17 protein-coding genes, 1 tRNA gene and 1 pseudogene are annotated in these 23,222 nt (G+C 67.8%); 8 read left to right on the top strand and 11 right to left on the bottom strand.

Going from position 1 to position 23,222, the window contains the following annotated elements; translation table 11 throughout:
* Positions 1 to 17: 17 nt before the first annotated feature.
* Positions 18 to 1,139 carry a CBS domain-containing protein gene (locus tag HMPREF2883_RS03550; protein WP_070659008.1) on the bottom strand — a complete coding sequence of 374 codons (1,122 nt, stop codon included), beginning with the start codon at positions 1,137 to 1,139 and terminating at the stop codon, positions 18 to 20.
* A 155-nt stretch (positions 1,140 to 1,294) separates the two neighbouring features.
* On the opposite strand from HMPREF2883_RS03550, the gene HMPREF2883_RS03545 reads away from it, so the two are divergent.
* The 4 genes from HMPREF2883_RS03545 (at position 1,295) to HMPREF2883_RS03530 (ending at position 5,003) form a co-directional block, all read left to right on the top strand.
* On the top strand, positions 1,295 to 2,224 hold the full coding sequence (locus tag HMPREF2883_RS03545; RefSeq protein ID WP_256277310.1) for a RecB family exonuclease: 930 nt from the start codon (positions 1,295 to 1,297) through the stop codon (positions 2,222 to 2,224).
* 386 nt (positions 2,225 to 2,610) lie between these two features.
* Positions 2,611 to 3,696, top strand: coding sequence for a YeeE/YedE family protein (locus tag HMPREF2883_RS03540; protein ID WP_070659007.1), 1,086 nt, complete (start codon positions 2,611 to 2,613; stop codon positions 3,694 to 3,696).
* Between the two features lie 81 nt (positions 3,697 to 3,777).
* A complete protein-coding gene (locus HMPREF2883_RS15015) occupies positions 3,778 to 3,999 on the top strand; it encodes a sulfurtransferase TusA family protein (RefSeq protein ID WP_010615135.1) in 222 nt (73 codons plus the stop codon).
* Positions 4,000 to 4,022: 23 nt separating this feature from the next.
* Positions 4,023 to 5,003 carry an aldo/keto reductase gene (locus HMPREF2883_RS03530; protein ID WP_070659006.1) on the top strand — a complete coding sequence of 327 codons (981 nt, stop codon included), beginning with the start codon at positions 4,023 to 4,025 and terminating at the stop codon, positions 5,001 to 5,003.
* 79 nt (positions 5,004 to 5,082) lie between these two features.
* Here HMPREF2883_RS03530 and HMPREF2883_RS03525 read toward each other — a convergent pair whose 3' ends face one another.
* The 3 genes from HMPREF2883_RS03525 to HMPREF2883_RS03515 form a co-directional block, all read right to left on the bottom strand.
* Complete coding sequence (locus HMPREF2883_RS03525) at positions 5,083 to 5,406, bottom strand: DNA primase (protein ID WP_070659005.1); 324 nt, start codon at positions 5,404 to 5,406, stop codon at positions 5,083 to 5,085.
* A gap of 82 nt (positions 5,407 to 5,488) precedes the next feature.
* Positions 5,489 to 6,589 carry an NAD(P)/FAD-dependent oxidoreductase gene (locus HMPREF2883_RS03520; RefSeq protein WP_070659004.1) on the bottom strand — a complete coding sequence of 367 codons (1,101 nt, stop codon included), beginning with the start codon at positions 6,587 to 6,589 and terminating at the stop codon, positions 5,489 to 5,491.
* Positions 6,590 to 6,637: 48 nt separating this feature from the next.
* Positions 6,638 to 8,689: a M3 family metallopeptidase gene (locus HMPREF2883_RS03515; RefSeq protein ID WP_070659032.1), complete on the bottom strand. Its 2,052-nt coding sequence runs from the start codon at positions 8,687 to 8,689 to the stop codon at positions 6,638 to 6,640.
* 124 nt (positions 8,690 to 8,813) lie between these two features.
* Here HMPREF2883_RS03515 and HMPREF2883_RS03510 point away from each other — a divergent pair, with 124 nt between their 5' ends.
* Positions 8,814 to 10,556, top strand: coding sequence for a pyruvate dehydrogenase (locus tag HMPREF2883_RS03510; RefSeq protein ID WP_070659003.1), 1,743 nt, complete (start codon positions 8,814 to 8,816; stop codon positions 10,554 to 10,556).
* Between the two features lie 9 nt (positions 10,557 to 10,565).
* Here HMPREF2883_RS03510 and HMPREF2883_RS03505 read toward each other — a convergent pair whose 3' ends face one another.
* The 3 genes and pseudogenes from HMPREF2883_RS03505 to HMPREF2883_RS03495 form a co-directional block, all read right to left on the bottom strand.
* Entirely contained in the window at positions 10,566 to 11,114 is a 549-nt protein-coding gene (locus tag HMPREF2883_RS03505) for a TetR/AcrR family transcriptional regulator (protein ID WP_070659002.1), read from the bottom strand.
* A pseudogene (locus HMPREF2883_RS03500) lies at positions 11,111 to 12,355 on the bottom strand (MFS transporter); the annotation flags it as partial. The gene HMPREF2883_RS03505 and the pseudogene HMPREF2883_RS03500, both read right to left, overlap by 4 nt.
* Positions 12,356 to 12,417: 62 nt before the next feature.
* Entirely contained in the window at positions 12,418 to 13,557 is a 1,140-nt protein-coding gene (locus HMPREF2883_RS03495) for a bifunctional GNAT family N-acetyltransferase/nucleoside triphosphate pyrophosphohydrolase family protein (RefSeq protein WP_070659001.1), read from the bottom strand.
* Between the two features lie 119 nt (positions 13,558 to 13,676).
* Between HMPREF2883_RS03495 and HMPREF2883_RS03490 the strand changes: the two genes are divergently transcribed.
* Complete coding sequence (locus HMPREF2883_RS03490) at positions 13,677 to 15,026, top strand: hypothetical protein (protein ID WP_070659000.1); 1,350 nt, start codon at positions 13,677 to 13,679, stop codon at positions 15,024 to 15,026.
* Here HMPREF2883_RS03490 and HMPREF2883_RS03485 read toward each other — a convergent pair.
* The gene (locus HMPREF2883_RS03485; RefSeq protein WP_070658999.1) at positions 15,008 to 16,273 is read right to left on the bottom strand and encodes an MFS transporter; all 1,266 of its coding nucleotides are present in this window, start codon (positions 16,271 to 16,273) and stop codon (positions 15,008 to 15,010) included. The genes HMPREF2883_RS03490 and HMPREF2883_RS03485 overlap by 19 nt on opposite strands.
* Positions 16,274 to 16,482: 209 nt before the next feature.
* Here HMPREF2883_RS03485 and HMPREF2883_RS03480 point away from each other — a divergent pair, with 209 nt between their 5' ends.
* Positions 16,483 to 17,046 carry a DUF805 domain-containing protein gene (locus tag HMPREF2883_RS03480; RefSeq protein WP_070658998.1) on the top strand — a complete coding sequence of 188 codons (564 nt, stop codon included), beginning with the start codon at positions 16,483 to 16,485 and terminating at the stop codon, positions 17,044 to 17,046.
* 65 nt (positions 17,047 to 17,111) lie between these two features.
* Here the strand turns inward: HMPREF2883_RS03480 and HMPREF2883_RS03475 are convergent.
* Both HMPREF2883_RS03475 and HMPREF2883_RS03470 read right to left on the bottom strand, forming a co-directional pair.
* A tRNA-Leu gene (locus tag HMPREF2883_RS03475) sits at positions 17,112 to 17,202 on the bottom strand.
* Positions 17,203 to 17,315: 113 nt separating this feature from the next.
* Positions 17,316 to 18,227, bottom strand: coding sequence for a D-hexose-6-phosphate mutarotase (locus HMPREF2883_RS03470; protein WP_070658997.1), 912 nt, complete (start codon positions 18,225 to 18,227; stop codon positions 17,316 to 17,318).
* 69 nt (positions 18,228 to 18,296) lie between these two features.
* Here HMPREF2883_RS03470 and HMPREF2883_RS03465 point away from each other — a divergent pair, with 69 nt between their 5' ends.
* Positions 18,297 to 19,754, top strand: a complete 1,458-nt coding sequence (locus HMPREF2883_RS03465) for an AI-2E family transporter (RefSeq protein ID WP_070658996.1) — start codon at positions 18,297 to 18,299, stop codon at positions 19,752 to 19,754.
* Between the two features lie 12 nt (positions 19,755 to 19,766).
* On the opposite strand, the gene HMPREF2883_RS03460 is transcribed toward HMPREF2883_RS03465, so the two are convergent.
* On the bottom strand, positions 19,767 to 23,165 hold the full coding sequence (locus tag HMPREF2883_RS03460; protein ID WP_070658995.1) for an error-prone DNA polymerase: 3,399 nt from the start codon (positions 23,163 to 23,165) through the stop codon (positions 19,767 to 19,769).
* Between the last annotated feature and the right edge of the window lie 57 nt (positions 23,166 to 23,222).

Here is a 23,222-nt window from a genome sequence, read left to right as displayed (position 1 = left end):
GTGGCCCCCGCGACTGCTCAGCGCGCGCCGGTGGGGACCGCGCCGGCCAGGCTCCCCGCCTCCACGAGCACCAGCCAGCGTGAGACCTCCCGGGCTCGTTTCATGGCATCGGCGGCCGCCTGGCCGGTCAGGTCGGTGGTCACCGCCGCGGCCGGCAGCACCGTGCAGACCTGCCTGGCGCTCACCCCGTTCACGGGGGCCGGGCTCGCTGCGTCCGACAGCCCGAGCTCCTTGAGGGATGCCTCATCGATCGTGCCCACCAGCTCGGGCCCGTCAGTGACGAGGACGAGTGCGGCTCCCTGGGCCAACGCTTCACGCACCTGGGACACAGGTGTGTCGGGGCCGACGACGCGCAGGGGTCTGGACAGCTCGCGCAGGTCCAGCTTCGAGGCGGCCCGGGCTCCTCCCCCGAGCTCGAGGACCTGCCAGCTGGAGGCCACGATCGACCAGCCCACCATGACAACCAGGATGAGGCTGAAGGCGTCGGGCTGGCGGCCGTCAAGCACGAGGGGGCGCAGGATCCACCACCACACGACACCGCCGACCACCGCCAGCCCGCCCCAGCCGGCCACTTTGAGACCGAGCCGACGATTACCGGTCACCTGGACCACGAGCGCGGCCAGGGCGTAGCCGCCGTCGAGGGGAAGACCCGGCAGGGCGTTGAAGACGGCCAGGGCCAGGTTGACCAGGGTCACGGCCCATATGGTGAAGGCGACGGGAACCGACAGACTCACGAAGTCCTGCACCACGGTTCCGATCAGCCACAGGAGCAGGTTGGTGGCCGGTCCTGACAGGGAGGTGACCAGGTCCTTCCACGCGGTCCACTCGCGTGCCGGCCCGAAGGAGGTGCGCCCGCCCCACAGGTAGAGCTCGTAACGGGTGGGGCGCCTGCCCATGAGAGTTCCGGACAGTCCGTGGGCCAGCTCGTGCAGCAGAACCGAGGCCGCAACGCCCAGGACCGTGGAGACCACCACCAGCAGCACCGTCGTGGTCCCGAAGGCGCCCAGGGCTGAGGAGACCAGCGGGTACCAGCTGCCGGCGATGAGCAGGCCGAGCAGGAGAGAGGTCGGCGAGATGACGACGGGGGCGCCGCCGACGCGGGCGATGACCCACTCGCCGGTGGATGTGGAGGCAGGCATGGGCGCGAGCCTAACGCCGTCGGCAGCGGGGCACCGCATCCACTCGGCGGCCACAGCCGCGGATGTCTCTCCCCACGGACGCAGCCTGTGGAGGAAGGCCGCTCCCTCCGTCCAGCTCCGACGCCGCCTCACCTCCTCACGGTAGCGTCATGCCCATGTCCCACGAGCCGCTCACCGCATCCAGCTCATCGCCCCAGACCGGCGTCAGGCCCACCGGTCCGGGTGCCAGTGGTCGTCCGGGGGGAGGCTCGGGCGGCGGACGCCGCGCGGCCCTGTCCCCCTCCCGGGCCAAGGACTTCATGCAGTGCCCGCTCATGTTTCGTCTGCGCACGGTCGACCGCCTCCCCGAGCCCGGTTCACTGGCCACGCACAAGGGCACCGTGGTCCACGGCGTGCTGGAGCGGCTTTACGATCTTCCGGCCTCGGATCGTCTCCCGGAGGCGGCCCTCGAGCTCCTGCCCGGCCAGTGGGCCTCCCACCGGGACAAGAACCCGGGGGTCATGGACCTGTTCGAGGACGCCGACCACGTGGAGACCTGGTTGGAGGAGGCCCGCGGACTCATTCGCACCTACTTCACCCTGGAGAACCCCCAGCGCCTGGAGCCGGCCGAGCGCGAGCTGTTCGTCCAGACCGAGACCGGTGGCGGCCTGCTCCTGCGGGGCTTCGTGGACCGTCTGGACGTGGCGCCCGACGGCGCCATGCGAGTGGTCGACTACAAGACCGGGCGCAGCCCCGGCACACGTTTCATGGAGGAGGCGCTGTTTCAGATGCGCTTCTACGCGCTGGTGCTGTGGCGTCTGCGCGGTCGGGCGCCGGCCCGTCTCCAGCTGGTCTACCTCAAGGACGGGCGGGTCCTGACTCATGACCCTCGCCTGGCCGAGCTGGAACGCACCGAGACGCGCCTGGCGCGCCTGTGGGACGAGGTCGAGGACTGCGCTCGCAGCGGCTCCTTCCGCCCCCACCGCTCCCGGCTGTGCGACTGGTGCGCCTTCCAGGCCCAGTGCCCGCTCTTCGGCGGCACCACGCCGCAGGTGCCCGATGACGGGATCGCCCGCCTCCTGACCGCACGCCGCTCCGCTGCCTGATCTCGGCCATTGTTCAGGAATTGCCACGGCCAGAGGCCGTCGATTACAGTCCGTGACGGCTGACAACCGTCGCCACGCACTTCCCAGATCCTCATGGAGAAGCACATGAACGTCGTCCAGGCCAACGCAGCCCGCACCGCCTCGCGCGGAGCCGGCATGTGTATGCGCTGCCTGGTTCGGGCGTTCTGAGGCGGTCTCAGACAGATCGTTCTCCCCGGCTCCCGGCGCCCCTGAGACGGCGTCCCATCAGCCACGTCCAGCCAGGCCTCCACCTCACTCCCCCACCGGATGACGTGGCCTGTCTCTGTCGTTCCACCTGTGCTGCGTCACCGGTCCCCACGCAGGCTGCTTGCACCTGACGCCAGCAGCCGGACAAGGACCGCACCGTGCCGTCACCCACCATCCTCACTGGGCTCATCGTTGGAGCCGTCCTCGGTTTCATCCTCCAACGGGGCCGTTTCTGCATCACCGGTGCCTTCCGGGACCTGTGGGTTTCCCGCTCCTGGCGCTGGTTCACAGCCTTCCTACTGGCCATCGCCGTTCAGGCGGTCGGAGTCGCCGTCCTGACCTCAGCAGGCTCCATCACCCCTGAGATCCCCAAGCTGTCGGTGGTTGCCACCGTTGTCGGTTCCTTCCTGTTCGGAGTCGGGATCGTCCTAGCCGGCGGCTGCGCCACCGGGACCTACTACCGCGCCGGCGAGGGCTTGGTCGGTTCCTGGTTCGCGCTCGTGACCTATGCCACCACGGCGGCTGCGTCGAGGACGGGACTCCTGTCGGGGGTGACGAACGGGGTCAAAGGACTGTGGGTCACCGACCTGACCACCATCCCGGCCACCATCGGTCTGCCGAGCTGGGGCGGCGTCGTCATCTTGGCCGGCATCACCGGGCTCGTTGTGCACCGCTTCATCGTTCTGGAGCGCAGCCGTCCCGCTCAGATCCAGCTGCCTGCCCAGCGCACGGGCCTGGCTCACCTGCTGCTGGAGAAGCAGTGGAACCCTCTGGCCACCGGATTCCTCGTGGGCGTCGTCGCCGTCATCGCCTGGCCCACATCCTGGGCCTCGGGGCGCCCGGACGGGCTGGGGATCACGACGCCGTCGTCGAACCTGGTGAACCTCATCGTCACCGGGGACGTCAAGCGACTTGACTGGGGCGTGCTCCTGGTCCTGGGCATCCTGCTCGGCTCCTACCTCGCTGCCAAGGCCTCTGGCGAGTTCCGCGTCCGCGTGCCCAGCGCCCAGGTCATCCAGCGCTCCATCGCCGGCGGTGTCCTCATGGGGATCGGCGCCGCCTGGGCCGGTGGCTGCTCCATCGGCAACGCCCTGGTGCAGACCTCGCTCCTGTCATGGCAGGGCTGGATCGCACTGGTCTTCCAGGTGCTGGGGGTCGGGGTGGCTGCCTGGTTCCTCCTCATCCGTCCCCGGCAGCGTCGTCGCGCCGAGCGGGCGGCCTCACGCGTGCCCGCCACCGTCTGAGGCCTCGTCAGAACCCCCGCAACCATCTCGCTGCCCCAACCCGCCCCTGAACCCTCATCACATCGCTTCAAGGAGTCACTCATGCGCACTGTTCTGGAGACCACCGGTCAGGTCTGCCCCTTCCCCGTCATCGAGGCCGAAGAGGCCATGGAGGAGCTCAGCGTCGGCGACGAGCTCGTCATCGGCTTCGACTGCACCCAGGGGACTCAGACGCTGCCCGCCTGGGCCGCCGACAACGGCTACACCGTCACCGAGTTCGAGCGCACCGGCGACGCGGCCTGGACTATCACCGTACGCAAGTAGGTCGAGCCGCTACGGTTAGGCCTATGGAGCACAGGAGACTCGGCCGGACCGGCCTGCGTGTGTCCTCCGTGGGCCTGGGCACGATGACCTGGGGCCGGGACACCGACGAGCTCGAGGCCAAGGAACAGCTCGACATCTTCCTCGATGCCGGGGGCACGCTCGTGGACACCGCCGCCTCCTACGGCGAGGGCGTCAGCGAGGAGGTGATCGGCACGCTCCTGCGCGAGCACGTGGATCGCCAGGACCTCGTCCTGGTCTCCAAGGCCGGGGTGCGCACCTGGCGAACCGGGGAGCGCTCCTCGGTGGCTGACGCCTCCCGCGGCTCGCTGCTGGACACGCTCGACACTAGCCTGGCCCGCCTGGGCACCGACCACCTGGACCTCCTACTGGTCCAGGTACCCGATCCCAGCACTTCCCTGGAGGAGACGGCCCACGCCCTGAGCCTGGCCGTCTCCTCCGGGCGAACCCGGTACGTGGGCATCGCCAACCACCCCGCCTGGGCATCGGTGCGCATGCATGACCTGCTCAACGAGTGCGGCCGGGGCCCGGGGCTGGCGGCCGTCGAGGTGGAGCACTCGCTGCTCTCCCGGGGCATCGAGCGCGAGCTGAGGCCCGCCTCGCAGGCCCTGGGCTTCGGCATCCTGGGGTACGCGCCCCTGGGAAGGGGCGTGCTCACCGGCAAGTACCGGGCGACGATTCCACCGGACTCACGGGCCGCCTCCCCTCACCTGCGCTCCTATGTGTCGCCCTACCTGGGCGAGGCGCACCGGGGTGTGGTTGAGGCCGTGGCCACTGCCGCCTCGGGCCTGGACCGTAAGCCGGCCGAGGTCGCGCTCGCCTGGGCCCGCGACGCCCCCGGGATCAGCTCAACCATTGTGGGGGCCCGCACTCCGGCCCAGCTCCAGGGCGTGCTGTCGGCCGACGACCTGGAGCTTCCGGTGCAGATCCGCCACGCCCTGGACGAGGTCACCTCCATCCAGCTCGGCTACCCCGAGCGCTTCTGAGCCGCGAGGCAACACGGGGGCCGCACACATCGTGTGCGGTCCCCGCTGCTGAAAGCAGGAGTAACCGAGAGGACCTCAGTCAGTCCTCGTCGTCATAGTCCTCATCATCGTCATCATCGCTGTCGTCGTAGTCGTCGTCATCCTCGTCGTACTCGCCGTCGTCATAGTCCTCCTCATCGTCATCGTCGTCCTCATCGTCGCCATCGGAGTCGAAGGCCTCGAAGGGCAGCTCGATGCCGTATGCGGTGAACAGCGAGTCGTCGTAGGTGAAGAAGGCGTCCTGGAGGGCGTTCTCGGCCGCGACCACGGCCGGGGAGAGCTCGTCACCGGTCGCGGCAGCATCCAGGTGCGCCTCGAAGGCGGCAATGAGTCGGTTGAGCGCGGACCGCGGATCGTTCGTCATGTGGGACACACTACCGGCTATCCCCCGCGCAGCGCACAGGCGGACGGCGTTGCCCAGCAGCGTCGCGCCCGGTCGTACCCGATCAGGCCTCCGACTCGACTCCCAGCTCCTGACGGATGAAGCCCAGGAAGAGGTCCTCCCCCTTGAGCTTGCTGGTCTCCTCAGGGCCGACGACCACACGCACGCCGTCATGCAGGATCTGGGAGGCACCGCCGTCGGGCCCCAGGGGCAGGATGATCCGCTCGGTTCCGGGCGTGTAGGTCGCAGAGGGCTCACGGCCAGCGATGATGTCGGCGATGTTGCTGGCGACGACTCGGGCATGGGCACGGGCGGCGTCGGCACGCTTGGACTCACGCACGTCGGTGATGTCTCCGATGGCCCAGACACCGGGGTGGTCCACCACGCGCAGGTACTCGTCGACGCGGATCGTGCCGTCGTAGTGGCGCACCTCGTCGTAGTCCTCACCGAGGAATCCGGTGGCGGCCGCTGAGCCGTAAGCGCGGAACCACATGTCGGCCTCAAGCTGGCGCCCGCCTTGGGTGGTGACCCGGAAGGGTGAGAGCACGCCGACATCGACCGGGGGCAGGAAGCTGAGGGAGTCACCGGTGAGGATCTCCACCCCCCGCTGGGTGAGCTGGTCGGAGATGGCCTCGCGGATCTCCGGCTTGTAGTCGCCGGCGGGCAGGATCCTGTCGGCGGCCTCCAACATGGTCACCTTGACCTTCGGGAAAGCCGAGGTAATCTCACCGGCCAGCTCGACACCGACGGCGCCGCCGCCCACGATGAGCACTCGTGAGGACTGCTCGAGGTTGGCGTGAACGCGCTCAATACGGGCCTTGGCGATGACCGAGGAGGACTCCATGTGCTTGGCGGGGAAGGGGTAGGCGGTCCCGGTGGCCAGCACCAGGTAGTCGGCCTCGATCGGTCCGTGACCGGAGACCTCAACGGTGGTGCCTCGCACCGTCAGCACCGTTCCGTGAACGACGCGCCCGTTGGTGAGGAGCTTGTCGTAGGGCAGGAAGATCTTCTCCGCCCAGTCACGGTCGACCGCCGCGCGCAGCGCCGCGGCGTGGCTGACGAAGGTGTCCTTCTGCTCCACGAGGGTGACCTCGGCGACGTCGTCGAGGGCCTTGGCAGCAGTGATACCACCGTATCCACCGCCGACGATGGTGACGCGAGCCATATTATGTTCCTTCCGGTGATGAGAGGGTGAAGATGCGAACTGCGTCCATCAGGCCAGTCCGCGACGTCGAAGAAGAGGCAGGATGCCGGGGTCGCGTCCGGTGAAGGCGCGGTAGGAGACCAGAGGGTCTCGACAGTCGCCGCGGGAGAGGAACTCGCGGCGGAAGATCTCTCCGGCCTGGCGGTTCAGGCCGAGGTCGCCGTCGATCGCACCATCGGTGGTGAACCACTCGACGGCATCGGCGTCCATGACCTCGCTCCAGATATAGGCGTAGTAGGCGGCGCTGTAGCCCCCGGCGAAGACGTGGGAGAAGTAGGTGGCGCGGTAGCGGGGAGGCACGAGCGCGTCATCGACTCCGGCCCGGGCCAGGGCCCGGTGCTCGAAGTCCTCCACCTCATCAATGCGCGTCGGGACCTCGCCAGAGGGCAGGGTGTGCCAGGCCTGGTCGAGCAGGGCCGCCCCCAGGTACTCGGTGGTGGCGTAGCCCTGACCGAAGGCGCCCTGGCCTCGTAGCTGCTCGGCGAGCTCAGGCGGGAGAGGCTCGCCGGTGTCCACGTGGCGCGCGTAGGAGGCCAGCACCTCGGGGTGAAGCGCCCACTTCTCGTTGAGCTGGCTGGGAAACTCGACGACGTCGCGGGGCACGGCCGTTCCGGAGGCCGAGGGGTAACGGGCCTGGGAGAGCAGGGCGTGCAGAGCGTGCCCGAACTCATGGAAGCAGGTGATGACCTCGTCCCAGGTCAGCAGGGCCGGACCGGAGGTGGGCTGCTCGATATTGCAGCAGTTGATGACGACTGGTTTGCGGCCGGTGAGCGTTGAGCCGGTGACGAGGCTGTCCATCCAGGCGCCGCCGGACTTGCCCGCCCGGGCGTAGTAGTCGCCGACGAACAGGCCCAGGACCGGCGCCTGGGAGTCCTCGCCGTCGCGCACCTCCCAGACCTTCACGCCCGGGGCGTACATGTGCTCGGCCAGGTCCTCGCGCTCGTGGAAGGTGATGCCGTAGAGGCGGTTGGCGGCATAGAAGACGCCCTTGGTGACCACGCTCCACAGCTCCAGGTAGGGGGCCAGGACCTCGTCGTCGACGCCGAAGCGCTCCTTGCGCTCAGCGGCCTCGTAGAGGGGCCAGTCGGCGGGCCCGAAGGTCTCACCGGCCTGGGTCTGCGGGTCCAGGTCCATGCGGGCGGCATAGACTCGCGCGTCTGCGCGGGCGTTGTCCATGGCCGGCGGAGTGAGTCGGCCGAGCAGCTCTGAAACCGCCTCGGTGGTGCGGGCGGCCGACTCCGCGGCCACGAGGGCGGCGTGGTGCGGGAAGCCCAGGAGGGCGGCCCGTTCGGCGCGCAGCCGGGCGAGCTCCAGAACGATGCCGCGGGTGTCACCGAGGGTGTCCTGCTTTCCCAGTCCTCGGCTCATGGACGTCTCCAGCAGAGCGAGCCTGGCGCCGTGGGGCCGGGTGGTGGCCAGGGCCGGCGGCACCGTGACGTTAGTGACCCCGGCGGCGTGCATGGCCTCGGTGACCAGGACGGAGAAGCGCGTCTTGAGCGCGTTGACGCGGGCGTTGATCTCCTTGAGCCTGTGCGTGTCCGCCTCGTCCAGGCCGACGCCGTTGCGTTCGAACTCCTCGACGGTCAGGCGGATGAGGCGGGCGGCCTCGGCGTCGATGACGGTGCCGTCAGCGTCGCGCGCGGTCTGCCCCTCAGGGGCTTGGGTCACCATCTCATCGAGGACCTTGAAGCGACGGTAAAGACGGGAGTCGAGGTGATAGGCGTCGGAGTGGGCCGCCTGCTCAGGGGCCAGGGCCTCCTCGAGCTCGTCGAGGTCCGGGCAGTCGGTGGCGGAGGTCAGAGCGTCCAGCACCGTCAGCGCCCGCTCCAGCAGCTCACCGGATCGCTCCAAAGCATCGACGGTGTTGGCGATCGTGGGCTGGTCCTCGTTGGTGGCGATCGCCTCCCACTCCCGGCGCTCAGCAGCCATCCCGGCACGGATGGCCGGTTCGATGTCGGCGTGGTCCACGGCCGTGAAGCCGGGCAGGCCAAGGTCGAGCGGCCACGGCTTGGCGAAGACGTTCGACTCCGGGAGGTCAGTGCCGTCAGTGGTCTCGCTCATGGGCCCATCGTGCCATGCACTGATGGTCTTCTCGTTCACAACAGGCCATCAATTCTAGGACTATGGTCGCACTGGGCGTAGCCTGATGGGGTCACTCGAATCCAGGATCTCCAGGGAGAGACGCATGAATGTCGCAGAACAACTCGTGGCCCAGCTTGTCGATGCCGGTGTCCACAGGATATACGGCATCGTAGGGGACTCCCTCAATCCGATCGTCAACGCCGTCCGTAAGACTGGCGGTTCCGCCAAGGGTGGGATCGACTGGGTCCATGTACGCCATGAGGAGGCCGCTGCCTTCGCTGCTGCAGCAGAGGCGCAGCTGACCGGCGAGCTCTCCGTGTGCGCCGGCTCCTGCGGTCCGGGCAACCTTCACCTGATTAACGGCCTGTACGACGCACAGCGCTCGGGCGCCCCGGTGCTGGCGATCGCCTCGCACATCCCCAGCGTCCAGATTGGCCAGTCCTACTTCCAGGAGACCCACCCGGATCGCCTGTTCAACGAGTGCTCGGTCTACTCGGAGCTCATCTCCACCCCCAAGCAGGCCCCTCGTGTCGTCAACGCCGCAATCCGCCACGCTGTCAGCCTGAGCGGCGTGAGCGTGATCTCATTGCCGGGAGATGTCTCCGATGAGAAGGCCACTGCCGCCATCCCTGAGTATTCCAAGGCCAGACCAGCCACCCTGTCGCCCAACCCTGCTGACGTGGCCGAGGTGTCCGCCTTACTCAACAAATCCCGGAAGGTGGCGATCTTCGCCGGTGCCGGCGTCAAGGGCGCTCATGACGAAGTCATCGCACTGGCCGACCTGCTCAAAGCACCAATCGGTCATTCGCTGCGCGGCAAGGACTTCATCCAGTATGACAATCCCTACGACGTCGGTATGACGGGCCTCCTGGGATACGGGGCCGCCGCCGAGGGCATGAAGGATGCCGACGTACTGCTCCTACTGGGAACCGACTTCCCTTACGATCAGTTCCTACCGGACACCGTGACGGTCCAGGTGGACAATCACGCTGAGAAGCTGGGGCGGCGCACCGACGTCTCTCACCCGATTCACTCAGACGTCATCCCGTTCATCGAGGCTCTCATTCCGCATATTAAGAAACGCCGCTCCGACGCTTTTCTCAAGGCTCAGCTCAAGAAGCATGCCAAGATCATGAAGGCACCCATTGGCGCCTATACGCGCAAGGCGGACAGGATCAAACCCATTCACCCCGAGTATGCCGCCCACGTGCTCAACGAGGTCGCCGCCAGGGACGCGATCTTCACTGCGGACACCGGAATGTGCAACGTGTGGACCGCACGCTACATCGACCCGCTGGGTACGCGCCGCCTCATCGGCTCCTTCCTGCACGGATCCATGGCAAACGCCCTCCCCCATGCCATCGGCGCACAGGTCTCCCACCCCCATCGCCAGGTGATATCCGTGTCCGGCGACGGCGGCCTGTCCATGCTCATGGGAGAACTCGTGACCGCCCGTATGCACAACCTGCCGATCAAGGTCGTGGTCTTCAACAACTCGACCCTGGGTATGGTGAAGCTCGAGATGCTGGTCAATGGTCTGCCCGACTTCGGCACTGATGTCCACGACGTCAACTACGCCGGAGTAGCACAGTCGATCGGTTTCCATGCCGAACGCGTTGACGATCCACGAGACTTGCGCAAAGCTTTTCAGAAGGCCTTCGACTTCAATGGCCCAGCACTGGTCGAGGTCATCACCGACCCCAACGCTCTGTCGCTTCCTCCGGAGATCACGGGTGAGCAGCTGATCGGCTTCGCCACAGCAATGAGCAAGATCGTCCTTAATCGCGGTGCGGGTGAGGCCGTGAGCATGGCGACATCGAACATGCGTAATATTCCCCGCTTCTAGGGGAGCCTGTCACTGCCGTCCGCCATCGCCGGCCTCACCGCGAGCCAGGGACACGATGAGGTCGGCGATGGCGGGCTCATCGGGGCCCTGCCTGTCAGTGTCGAAGGCGCGGTTGGCCCACCATCCGTCCACGGCCAGCAGCGCCACGCGTTGCATGGCACTGAGCTCACGGATCTCACCCAGCCACTCCCGGCGCAGCGTGTTCCAGGTCTCCTTGAGCATCTCCGCCTCCGGCGTGGCCGAGAGTATGAAACTGACCTCTCCAGGGAGGATCTCGCCGTCGAGGACGGAGCGCGCCAGGGCCTCGATGCGCTCGGCCCGGCTCGCCTCCTCCAGCGGCTTGCCCAGTGCTTCCAGCGCCGCAGCCCGCCATCGTTCCTGGAAGGCCGCGGCGATGCCCTCCAGGAGATCGGTCTTGGTGCGGAAGTGGTAGATGACTCCGCCTCGGGTCAGTCCGACGTGCTCGGCCAGGGCATCGAAGGTGAGGGCATCGAAGCCGTCACGGTGGGCCAGCTCGAGCGCCCCGGTGATGATGCGGTCGCGTTTCGAGGGTCTCATGGGGTCTCCTCACTCGTCTCGCTCGTGGCCGGAACATGGCGTGCGGCCATGACGCCCGCGCCCAGGAGGACGACGGCGGCGATGATCGCCGTGACCTGCATGGCGCGGGTGAACGCCTCTCGGGCCTGAACCATCAGCTCGGCCTGCCCGGGGTCGCCCAGGTCGATGGCACCAGCCAGGGTGGCCAGGGACTGCTCGGCGGCCTCTGCCGCCCGCCGCGGAAGACTGGAGGGAACCCGCCCGAGCAGCAGCCGGTAGCCGACATCCTGAATCGTACCGAGCACCGCGATGCCCAGGGCGACGCCCAGCTCAAGACCGGTCTCGGAGATGGCCGAGGCCGCTCCGGACCGGTCCGCCGGCACCGCCCCCAGGACTGCTCCGGTGGAGACCGTGAAGGCCAGGCCGATGCCTGCGCCGATGATGAGCAGGCCGGCGCAGATGACGACGATTCCACCGTAGGACTCCCCCAGCGCGACGACAATCAGTCCCACCGCGGCCATGAGCAGGCCGCTTCCGAGCGCCCGGCCATTGCCGAGCCGGCGTACCACCGCGGTGACGACCGCGACGACGACGAAGGAGGCCAGTGACGAGGGCAGCTCGGTCAGGCCCGCTCGGAGCGTGGAGTAGCCCCGAACGAGCTGGAGGTACTGGGAGAAGAAGTACAGCAGGCCGGCCAACGCGAAGATCGCCAGGACTGTGGCCGCAATCGCCCAGGTGAATGCGGGTCGTCTGAAGAGCTCGACGTCGATCAGCGGCGTGGCCAGCGTGCGCTGACGCCTGATGAACAGCCATCCGGCGGCCAGGCCGCCCGCCAGTGCTGCTACTGCGATGACGGTGAGGCCGTCGTGCGCGAAGAACTTGACGGCGTAGGTGATCGGCACGATGGCCAGGACCGACAGGACCGCGGAGGCCAGGTCCACCGGGGCTCCCTGGTCGTTCTTGGACTCCGGTAGGACCCACAGGCCCGTGACGATGACGGCCGCCATGACGGGAACGTTAATGAGGAAGACGCTGCCCCACCAGTAGCGTTCGAGCAGGACTCCACCGACCAGGGGTCCCAAGGCGGTACCACCCGAGCTGCCAGCCGACCAGATGGCGATGGCGGTGGTGCGGTGGCGGGCGTCGGGGAAGATGTTGCGGATGAGGGACAGGGTGGAGGGCATGATCGTGGCGCCGCCGACGCCCAGCAGGGCTCGAGCGGCGATGAGGGTTCCCGCGCTGGGCGCGAAGTCCAGGAGTACGAGTCACACCCAGAACTATACTTTACGTGCAGTATAGTTATGGCTGTGTCGACGGTCTCTTCTCAGCGCAGGCGGCGACTGCGCAGCACCGCCTCCACGTTCGGAGGGAAGTAGTCCGGCCCCTTGAGGACCTTGCCGTCCTCGCGGTAGACCGGCTTGCCGTCGGCACCCAGCTTGGACATGTTGGAGCGCTGCACCTCGGCGAGCACGGACGCCAGGTCGATCCCGGTCTCCAGGGCCATGCCGTAGATGACGTAGATGAGGTCCGCCAGGGCGTCGGCGGTCTCGACGGTGTCGCGAGCGCCGTCGTCGGCGGCCACGGCGCGGCGGTAGCTCGACTCGATCTCGGCGCGTGCGGCCTGCCCGTAGACGGCGCCGACGAGCTCGGAGAACTCCTCGGCGATGAGACTCATGCGCATGTCGAGGCTCTCGCGCTCGAGACTGGCGCCGTCGGTCTGGATGGGAAGTCCGTAGACGTGGTGGAAGCGCCGCACCAGGGCCTCGGGGTCGTCGCCCTCCCGCTCTCCGACGCCGTCGTGCGCTACGAGGGGAAGGACGTCGTCTGTCTCGACAGGGCCGTCCCAGGGAGCTCGCGGCTCGCGCGGGTCCTCGGGCAGCAGGGTGGCGATCCAGCCGTCATGGAGCCGACCGTCGTTGGGCAGGAAGCGGCGCACTCGCCCTTCCCGCTGGAAGCCGAGGGACCAGGCGACCTTCCAGGAGCCCCAGTTGGGTACCGGCCCGTGGCTCGTCTCGTGGATGTTGCAGCGCCACCTCAGCGCGGACAGGGCCAGGGGGCCGTTCGGGTCGAAGGCCGTATCGATGAGGGCAGCGACGGCACGGGTCATGGTGCCGCGCCCGCGCGCCGCAGCAGCGAGCCAGTAGCCGACCTCGCCGGTCCGAGCGTTCTCAGGGCCACTCAGGGTGATGCCAAGCATGCCCACTAGGTCCGGAGAGGCACCGGCATCGGCCTCGCGGATCGCCCAGGTGAACTCGCGTCCCTCGCTCCAGCCCTTGGCCACGACCTGCTCGACGAAGAACTGCGCGTCACTGCGCTGATAGTTGCGAGGGACGAAGGTCCACTCCTGAATGTCCGCGTCCTGGCAGATCTCGGTGATGCGGTCGAGGTCGTCGCCGGTCGGGACCGACAGGACCAGTGCGGGCAGGTCGCCGTCAGCAGCAACGGTCATCTCAAAGGAGTCCATGGAGGCCGATGCTAACGCCTCTGCCTCGCCTCACTCGTGAGGAGCCGCCCGAATTCCTCTCCCGGGTCATTTCATGGGCCTATGCTCGAGGATGATGTCCCCCAACGAGAAGAGCCTGAGTGACTACCGCCCCCACGCCTGAGAGCCGCCGCCATGGTCCCGCTATTCCCCGCTGGATGCTGCCCTCGGTGCGAGTATGCAGACGCGGCGATGTCATCACGGTCGAGCAGCGGGTCCCCGCCCGCGTGGAGAGCATGCACACGAGAAGCACCTTCGACTCAGCTCATCGCGGCTACGTGGAGCACCATGACATTCCGAGCTTCGAGTCTGGCCTGGGGTCTCCGACCGGCCTTGCGCTCGTCAAGGAACGTTTGTCCATTCCGGCTAGTGCCGCAAGTGAGCAGCAGGTGCGGCAAGCCGTAGACCACGCTATCGCCGCCTACGACCCGGGCACGGCGGCGCTGTCCGTTCAGCTCAGTGGGGGCATGCTGCTGCGACTGCTGCAGACCGCCGCCTCACTGGGACTGGCGGGAATCGGCCTGTACCTCGCCATCTCCTTCCACCGAAGCCCCTCCATCGCACCCCCGGGCGATCCTTTCGCCGGTATCCAGAAGGTCTTCACAGTTCTTCCCAGCATCTTCGCCCTCGTGACACTCGCCATCGCGGTCACCTGCGCTCGCGGCGCATGGGCCCTGCGCACTCCGAGGTTCGTGGCCGAGGAGCAGTGGGGGCTGTTGCGTCAGACCCTGACCCAGCTGGCGGGGCAGGAGCCCGGCTCATCACGCCCCCTGGACATTGAGGCGGGCCAGCGCCGGGATCTCATCACTCACCCGAACGGAGTCTCCCTCACGCGTAGCGTCACCCGTGACGGGCGCATGGGTCCCCCATGGCCGGATGCCTACGACGTCGCCAAGCGCGTCAGGCAGGGGCGGCGCGCCCTGGCCGGCATGACCGTCTTCGCCTCAGTCTTCCTGCTCGTAGGGCTTTTGATCTTCCTACTGTTCATCGCGGCCGGGCAGCTCACACTCATTCCCCTGCTCTTCGGCGTCAGCGTCTTCGGCGCGATCGTCTCCCACACCTCCAAGCGGTGCGACCGTCTCCTCGTGTCTTATCCCAGCACGATGCCCGGAGGGGAGGAGCCGCGAGAGATCGGCTGGGAGGATGTCGACACCGCCTCCTTGCCCGCGTGGTGCGATGCGCGCCGGCGCGAGCGCTACTGGAACCTTGCTGCGATCGTGTTCCTGGTTGAGTTCGTCGTGGCTGTTCTCGCCATATTCGCCTCTGTGATGCTGAATCAGACTACGTTCTCGACCGGCTCCTCCTCGCAGGAGGCCCACACCCACGCACTGATATGGAACTCGGTCCTTGCACTGGTTGTCATCGCTGCGGCACTCGCCACCGTTGTGATTGGCAGGCAGTGGATTCAGAAGAAGGACAGCGAGCTGCGCCATCAGGCAGGACTGCTCTGAGTCCTCGCGGGCCTACGGTGCAGGACCGGCCAGCAGGTGACCATGATGAGGCCACCCAGTAGGCCGTAGGCCAGAGCCACCCACAGTCCGTGAACGTCAGCCAGCCGGCCGACAAGCGGCGGTGCCAGGAGGCCCGCCAGGCGGGCCAGCCAGGACACGATGGTCAGTCCCCGTCCAGGAGGAAGCCCGTCAACGTCGTCGGCGGCGGAGTAGGTCACGGGGACGGCGACGGCGCATCCCGCACCGGAGATCGCCATCCCCAGCAGCGTCCCGGGAACGGAGGAGACCAGGAGGGCGACACTCATTCCGAGGGTGACCAGCGCTCCGCCCGAGGCGATCACGGCTCGCTGGCCGACAGCGTCGATGATGCGGTCGCCCACCAGACGCCCCACGATCATCGTTCCTTGAAGGGCAACCAGCCCCAGCCCGACGCGACCGGCGCTGGCGCCCTGTTCCGACAGGAGCAGGGAGGACCAGTTCATGGCGACGTCCTCAGGGAACATCGAGGCGGCGCACAGCAGCCCGACGACGAGGAGCACGAGTACCGTGACCGGCCGGGTGCGACGAGCCGAGGCCACCGGCCCCGCCTCGGCACCAGCGTCGAGCGCCTTGTTCTGGTCGGGGGCGCGATCAGCGCGGTCGTGGCCGGGCAGGAACCAGCCGGCGAGCAGGGGGCCTATCGAGAGGACGAGCAGCACCACCGCCGTCAGCACCATGTGAGTTCCCAACCCCACTCCGGCTCCCGCCATGGCCTGCCCCATGGCGGCTCCCAGGACCGCCCCCAGTGACCACGAGGCATGGAAGCTCGTCACGATGGAGGTGCCCCAACGGCGCTGAACCCGCAGCCCGTGTGCGTTCTGCGCGACATCGACAATGGAGTCCGTCCCGCCCACGACCAGCAGGCAGACCGCCAGGACGATCCACGAACGGGCCAGGCCCGCTCCAAGGAGAGCCAGGGCCACCACGAGCATGCCCAGGCTGGCGACCTTGGCCGAGGTCAGGCGGGAGATGAGCCATGACGCGGCCAGCCCCGCCACGAGAGCGCCGACGCTGGCTGCGGCCACCGCCTGCCCGAAGGCGCTCTTGCTCAGCCCCAGCGTCGCCACGATCTGTGGGAAACGCGGCACCAAATTGGCGAATCCCAGGCCATTGGCCAGAAACACTAGACAGACCCCGGCGCGCGCACGTAACAGCTCAGGACTGCGCCGCGCATCAGGAGGACTGCTCAGTGGGGTGGCGGAATGCATGACGGCCCACTCTACCGAGGAGGGTATCCTGTGACCCGACATAGGGAGTACTTCCCACCGCACCTGGAAGGGGCCAACGTGACGAGCCCTCCCCTCTGCCCTTAGGCTGTGACTCGTATGCCGATCTGACACCAGAAAGCGCATCAGCCCGGGTGCTCTCAGCCATGACCGCGCCCGTCACTCCCTGCCCCGTCTTACATGGAGGATTCATGTCCTACGGAACCGGCCCCGCACCCTACGGCGGCCAGGCACCATACGGCGGTCCCATGCCCTATCCCGGCGGCCCCGCCCCCTACGGCGCACCCAACCAGTTCGGACAGTTCGGGCCCCCGCCTCTGACACCCGACATCGCCCCACTGCCTGGTGCGAGCTTCGGTGAGGCCGTCAAGCGCTACTTCCAGCGCTACGCCCAGTTCCGCGGCTATGCGTCCCGCTCCGAGTACTGGTGGGTTGTACTCTTCAACAGCCTTGTTGTGATGGGTCTCTACTTCCTGCTGTTCATGGTCATTGGCCTTGGTGGGGCGTTGGGTGGTTCCTCAGACGATGTCGGGACTGGTACCGGTATCGGGATGATCGTCGTCATGCTTCTCTACTTTGCCTATGCGATAGCTATATTCATCCCGAGCCTGGCCATCGCGGTACGGCGCCTGCACGACAATGGAAAGTCGGGGCTCTGGTTGCTCATCGCTTTCGTTCCTGGCGGCTCAATAGTGCTCCTGGTCTTCTTCTGCTTGGAGTCCCGCCCCGACCTCTACCGCCCTGAGTGGAGCTAAGCGAAGCTCCCTGAGGGACAACGCATGATCCCCGGAACCTTCTGGTTCCGGGGATCATCTATTGGTGGTGTCCGAGGGGGGACTTGAACCCCCACGCCCGTTTAATAAGGCACTAGCACCTCAAGCTAGCGCGTCTACCTATTCCGCCACTCGGACTTGTGCTGTCTCCTCCGCCTTTCAGCGGCTTGGCCAGGACCTCGCCCTGGCGACGCAGAGAAACTTAGCATGACGGCCACCGAGGCCACCAAGCCACGTTCAAGTGCTTCCCATCACACTGCGGTGCTCTCGACGCTCAAGGTCACCTGCATGGACCAGCTCACCCCGGGCTCGATGGTGGGTGCGTGCTCTCGCACCGCCCCACTTTCGACGCACACCATGGCAGGGAACTCGTCGTCGGCCATGTCCGGCAGCGGGGCGCTGTACGTGGACCAGGGGTTCCACACGATCGTTGAGGGCGCGTTGCGCTTGTCGATGCCGATGGTGCGCTGATGCCCAGGATCAGTGACGGTGATCGGCTCGGCGGAGTCATAGATGCGGTCCACGGGGCCGCCGATCGTCACATCGCCTTCCTGGACGTGGCGGGCCTCCTGGGGACTGCGAGCCAGGTTGTCGCTGTAGGGGGTGCCTGCGAGCCCGCTGATGCGGCTGGCGGTGACGTCGTGGACTGAGAGATAGGTGTGGGCGGCCGCCTCCACCGTGCGAGGCTCGGTCCCCTCGTTGCGCAGGCTAAGTCCCAGGCGCAGAGTCTCACCGACCTCGACCTCGTAGAGCGCTGTCAGGCGGTCACGACTGACGCTGAGAAGAGCTCGGACACCGCCGCCGTCGGTGGCGGTCACCGTTAGCAGCCGCCAGGGGGCGATGCGGGCCCACCCGTGCTTCGGTACGGCGTCGCCGTTGATGCCGACGCCGAACTCCGGTAGGCACAGGGGGATTCCTCCACGGATGGCGGTGGCGCCGTCGAAGACCGCCTGCCGTGAGGTGAAAATGACCTCTGAGGCGCCGCGCGGGACCCAGGAGGTCACGGTAGCGCCGTGAAGGTAGATCTCCGCCGCTCCGGCCGGGGCGTCAATAAGAAGCCTCTGCTGCCCTCCCCGTCCTGGCCCTAACGCAGCGGAGCGGGGCAGACGCATCTGGTTCATCACGGCGGGGTGCGTCGGATTGCCGACATTCGGGGCGGTCATGGGGCCACGCTAGTAGGCTGGACGTGTTTCGTCAGCCCGTTATCCAGCGAAGGACTGATCGTTCACCCCATGGCAACAAACAGCTCTCCGTCACAAGAGCCGACTCAGGACGCGTCGGCCGAAGTCCCCAAGTCCTCCCAGAACCCCGACTCCCTCCAGACGGCTCAAGAACGTGACTCGGAGAAGAGGTCCACCCGAGAGATCCTCAGCAGCAGTGGCCTGCTGAGTCGGCTCAAGGGCGCCCGTACGGCGCTGGACCGGGGGATCGACTGGGCGGAGAGACGCAGGCAGGCTGACCGCGACTACCAGTTGCACTGGGAGTCGGACCCGGAGGAGGAGGCGACCAGGCCGGTCTCTCCCCCGGTATCCACCACCCATGTGCGCGTGGCCCCCTCGGTCTCCTTCCCCGAGACGGTCACGACCCGTTCCTCAGTCATGGACTCCCTGCCCTCCTGGCTGGTGCGAGGCGGCATGGGGGCCTGGCTGGGACTGGGCATCATCATTGTCATCGGCCTTGTCTTCTATGCCACCTCGCAGGTGATCCCGGTCTTCATCGGCCTGTTCATGGCACTGGTGTTCACTTCGATCCTCCAGCCGATGGTCAACCTCTTCGCCAGGATCATGCCCCGATACCCGGCGACCTTCCTGGCGCTGCTCGCCACCATCGGTGCGATCGCCGGGCTGGTCACGTACGTGGTCACCTCGGTCACCAGCCAGTGGAGCTCCTTGGCATCCCAGTTCGGTGATGGCCTCAACACCATCATGGACTTCCTGGAGAAGGGGCCGTTGCACCTGACGCAGCAGCAGATCTATCACCAGCTCCAGCTCTGGCTGCGCCAGGGGCAGCACTATCTGCAGTCCAACGCCCCGTCCCTGGCCTCGGAGCTGCTGTCCAACGCCAGTGCGGTCGTTGATGTGCTCACGGTCCTGGCCCTGGCACTGTTCGTCACGATCTTCTTCCTGGCCTCCGGGGGCAGGATGTGGCGCTGGTTCCTCAACGAGCTGCCTGCCACGATGCGGGAGTCGACCCACCGGGCCGCGGGCGCCGGCTGGTACACCTTCGCCGGTTACGCCCGCGGCACCGTGCTGGTGGCGCTCACCGACGCCATCATGGCCGGGATCTTCCTCCAGCTGGTAGGGATCCCGTTGGCGGCCCCCCTGGCGGTGCTTGTGTTCATCGGTGCTTTCATTCCGATCATCGGCGCACCTCTGGCGATGCTTGTGGCCATGGTGGTGGCCCTGGCCTCCGGCGGCTTCGTCACCATGATTGTTGTCGGCGTGGGAGTGGCCGGGATCGGCCAGATCGAGGGGCACATCCTCCAGCCCCTCATCATGGGACGTCAGGTCTCTCTGCACCCTGTGGTGGTGATCATCGGTGTCGCCCTGGGGACCTACGCCGCCGGCCTGCTCGGCGCGATCGTCGCGGTCCCGCTGATCAGTGTGCTCTGGTCCGTCTACTCCGAGCTGCACACCAAGGACGCCCCGGTCACGGGTGAGCTGCCCGCCTACTCCTCCCGCAAGGAGTGAGAGGCGCCGCTCTCAGCACCAGTCCCGGCTGCCGGTACTCGGGACCCCAGGAAGGACCTGGAGACGATCCGCCATGAGTGCGATGACTCCGTCGCCCTTCTCAACGGTGCCGCGCACGATGAGGGCGACGGCGCGTCTGCCGATGCTGCGGTAGCGACGCCACATGCCGGCTCGGCAGACGACGTTGAGCAGACCAGTCTCATCCTCCAGGTTGAGGAAGATCATGCCGGAAGCCGTGTGGGGGCGCTGCCGGTGGGTGACGACGCCGGCGACCCGCACCCGGCTCCCATGCTCCTGATCTGCCAGGTCGGCTGTGCTCAGCACGCCGTCGGCGGCCAGTGAGGGGCGCAGCAACCTCAGGGGCGAGCCCTGCGTGGACACTCCGGTCAGGCTCAGGTCGGCGGCCTGGCGCTCGCGGTCAGTCATGGTCGGCAGGGTCGGGGCCTGCGCACCGACAGCAGTTCCCGGAAGCGTGGGCTGGCACCACGCGCCCCGCCCCTGCCGGGAGGCGACACGACGTCGGCCGTGCTCATCGGAGAGGACTCCGGCAGCCCACAGGGCCTGACGGCGCTCCACACCTAGACTGTCCAGGGCTCCTGAGACCGCCAGCGACTCAAGGCGGGAGCGGCTCAGACTCACGCGTCGCGCAAGATCAGCCAGGTCCCGGTAGGGGCCGTGGGCACGGCGCTCGGTGACGATGGCCTGCGCGGCCCGCTCCCCCAGCCCCTTGATGGGGGCCAGGCCCAGGCTCACTGCGAGGTCGTCGTGGACGTCCAGAGCAGACGGGGCGGCAGGATGGGGCCTCAACGGCTCCCACTGGTCTGATCCGCCGGTATCCCGGTGGTCCTCCCGCCGCTCGACGGTGGCCTGAGCCAGTGAGCGGTTGACGTCCGCGGACAGGACGCGCACACCGTGACGGCGAGCGTCGGCAACCAGGGACTGCGGGGACCAGAAGCCCATGGGCTGGGCGGCTAGGACCCCGGCATAGAAGTCCTCAGGCTTGCGTGCCTTGAGCCAGGCCGAGGCGTAGACCAGGTAGGCGAAGGAGAAGGCGTGGGACTCGGGGAAGCCGAACTCGGCGAAAGACCTCAGCTTGCTGTAGATCGTCTCCGCGGTGGGTGCGTCGATGCCCCGGGACCTCATTCCGGCCACGAGCTTGTCGCGGAGGGCGTCCATGCGCTCGATGGATCGTTTGGCCCCCATGGCCTGACGCAGGGTGTCGGCCTCGGCGGGGCTGAACCCCGCGGCGTCGACGGCGATCTGCATGAGCTGCTCCTGGAAGAGCGGCACTCCCAGAGTCTTGGTCAGGGCGGGCTTGAGGGACTCATGCAGGTAGGTGACCTCCTCACGCTTCAGCCGGCGGCGGATGTAGGGGCTGACGGCGTCGCCCTGGATGGGGCCGGGGCGGATGAGGGCGACCTCGACGACGATGTCGTAGAAGGTCTGGGGGCGGAGTCGGGGCAGGGTGGCCATCTGGGCACGCGACTCGACCTGGAAGACCCCGACCGTGTCCGCGGCCGTGAGCAGCCGGTAGACGGCCGGGTCCTCCTCGGGCAGGGTGTGCAGCCCCCAGGGACGGCCGGACTGGGAGGTGCGCAGCTCTCCTTCCGTCACGGAGTCGGGAACGGTCTGTCCCCGCTGTGCCAGTGTGGTGAAGGCCAGTCGCAGTGCGGTGAGCGCCCCCAGGCCCAGGAGGTCGAACTTGACCAGGCCGGCCTCGGCGCAGTCGTCCTTGTCCCACTGGAGGACCGAGCGGTTGTCCATGGCGGCCCAGCGCACCGGGCAGACCTCGGTGACAGGGCGGCCGCACAGGACCATGCCTCCGGGGTGGACCCCCAGGTGGCGGGGCAGTCGCAGCAGCTTCTCCGCGATGTCGAGGACTGGCTCGGGGACCTCGTCGCTCTGCCCGGTCAGTCCTCCGGGGCGCACCGAGGTCCACCGCTCCATCTGTTTGGCCCAGGCGTCCTGCACGCCGGCGGGGTGGCCGAGAGCTCGGGCGGCGTCACGGACTGCGGATCGGGGGCGGTAGGAGATGACGTTGGCGACCTGGGCGGCACGTTCTCTGCCGTAGCGGGAGTAGACGTGTTGGATGACCTCTTCGCGGCGGCAGGCCTCGATGTCGAGGTCGATGTCGGGGTAGCCGGCTCGCCCTGGGGACAGGAAGCGCTCGAAGAGCATCTGGTGCCTGACGGCGTCGACGGCTGTGATGCCCAGGGCGTAGCAGACTGCGGAGTTGGCCGCCGAGCCTCTCCCCTGGCACAGGATTCCCGACTGTGCGCAGAACTCGACGATGGCGTGCACGATGAGGAAGTAGCCGGGGAATCCCAGGGACTCGATGACCTCGAGCTCGTGGTTGAGCACCTCCCAGGCCCGGGGGTGCTCCTGCGGGGTGCCGTAGCGGCGGGTGGCGCCTTGGCGGGTGAGCTCACGCAACCAGCTGGCAGGTGTGTGGCCCTCCGGGACATCGGCGTCGGGGAGGTCGGGGGCGATGAGGGACAGGTCGAAGGCGAGGTCTGCGGCGAGCTCGGCGGCCAGGTCGACGGCGTCGGGGCGGCGTCGGTGGAGCCGTGCCATGTCCTGGGCTCCTCGCAGCCAGCGGCCGATGGCGGGCAGGTGACCGCGGGCACCCTCCAGGTCGGTGACCAGGCGGGTTGAGGTGAGCACGTCGGCGAGTCGGGCGTCGGTGGGGCGGGCGCAGCGCACTGCACCGGTGGCCACGAGGGGCAGCCGGTGGTCGTGGGCCAGCCGGGTCAGGGCATCGGTGAGGGCGGCGTCGGTGGGGCCTCCGTCCAGGGTGATCTCGACGGCCAGCCCCACAGCGGCGTCTCCCTCCACCTGTGTGTCACCGGTGGTGGTGCTGGTTGGGCGGCCACGGTCGGGAGCGGCGAAGAGCTCGGTAAGGCGGCCCAGGCAGGCATCTGCCGCCGCCAGGTCCCAGGTTCCGGGCCGGTGGGGGTCTCCCAGGGCTCGGCGCAGAGGACCGTTGGAGGTGCCAGTGAGGACGAGGCAGGTTCCGCAGGCTCCCCCGGTATGGCTGGTGGGGGCGGCGCGAAGGGCCGAGGCGAGAGTGGGCAGGTCATGGGCGGGTTCTCGGCGTTCTCCGGCATCCAGGTTGTGCTGTGAGATGGCCGAGACCAGTCGGTGGTAGCCGACGGGGCTGCGAGCCAGGACGGGCAGGTGGGAGCCGTCGGCCAGGGTGAGCTCGGTGCCGTGAATGGTGGGCAGGCCGTGGGCGCGGCCTGCTTGGGCATGCTTGACGATGCCGGGCACGCCGTCGTGATCGGTCAGGGCGAGGGCCTCCAGACCGAGCTCGACGGCGGCCGAGACCAGGTCGTCGGGCTCATTGGCCCCGTCGAGGAAGGAGTAGGCGGAGTGGGCGTGGAGCTCGGCATAGCGGTGTCGACTGATCATGTCTGTCCGTGGCACCTGATGGTTCAGAAGGGTGGGGCTTGGTCGATGAGGGGTGCG

This window comes from Actinomyces sp. HMSC075C01 (genome assembly GCF_001812965.1).
Lineage (GTDB): Bacteria > Actinomycetota > Actinomycetes > Actinomycetales > Actinomycetaceae > Actinomyces > Actinomyces acetigenes.
The sequence above is the reverse complement of the archived record's forward strand: the minus strand, read 5'-3'. Positions and strand labels throughout refer to the sequence as shown.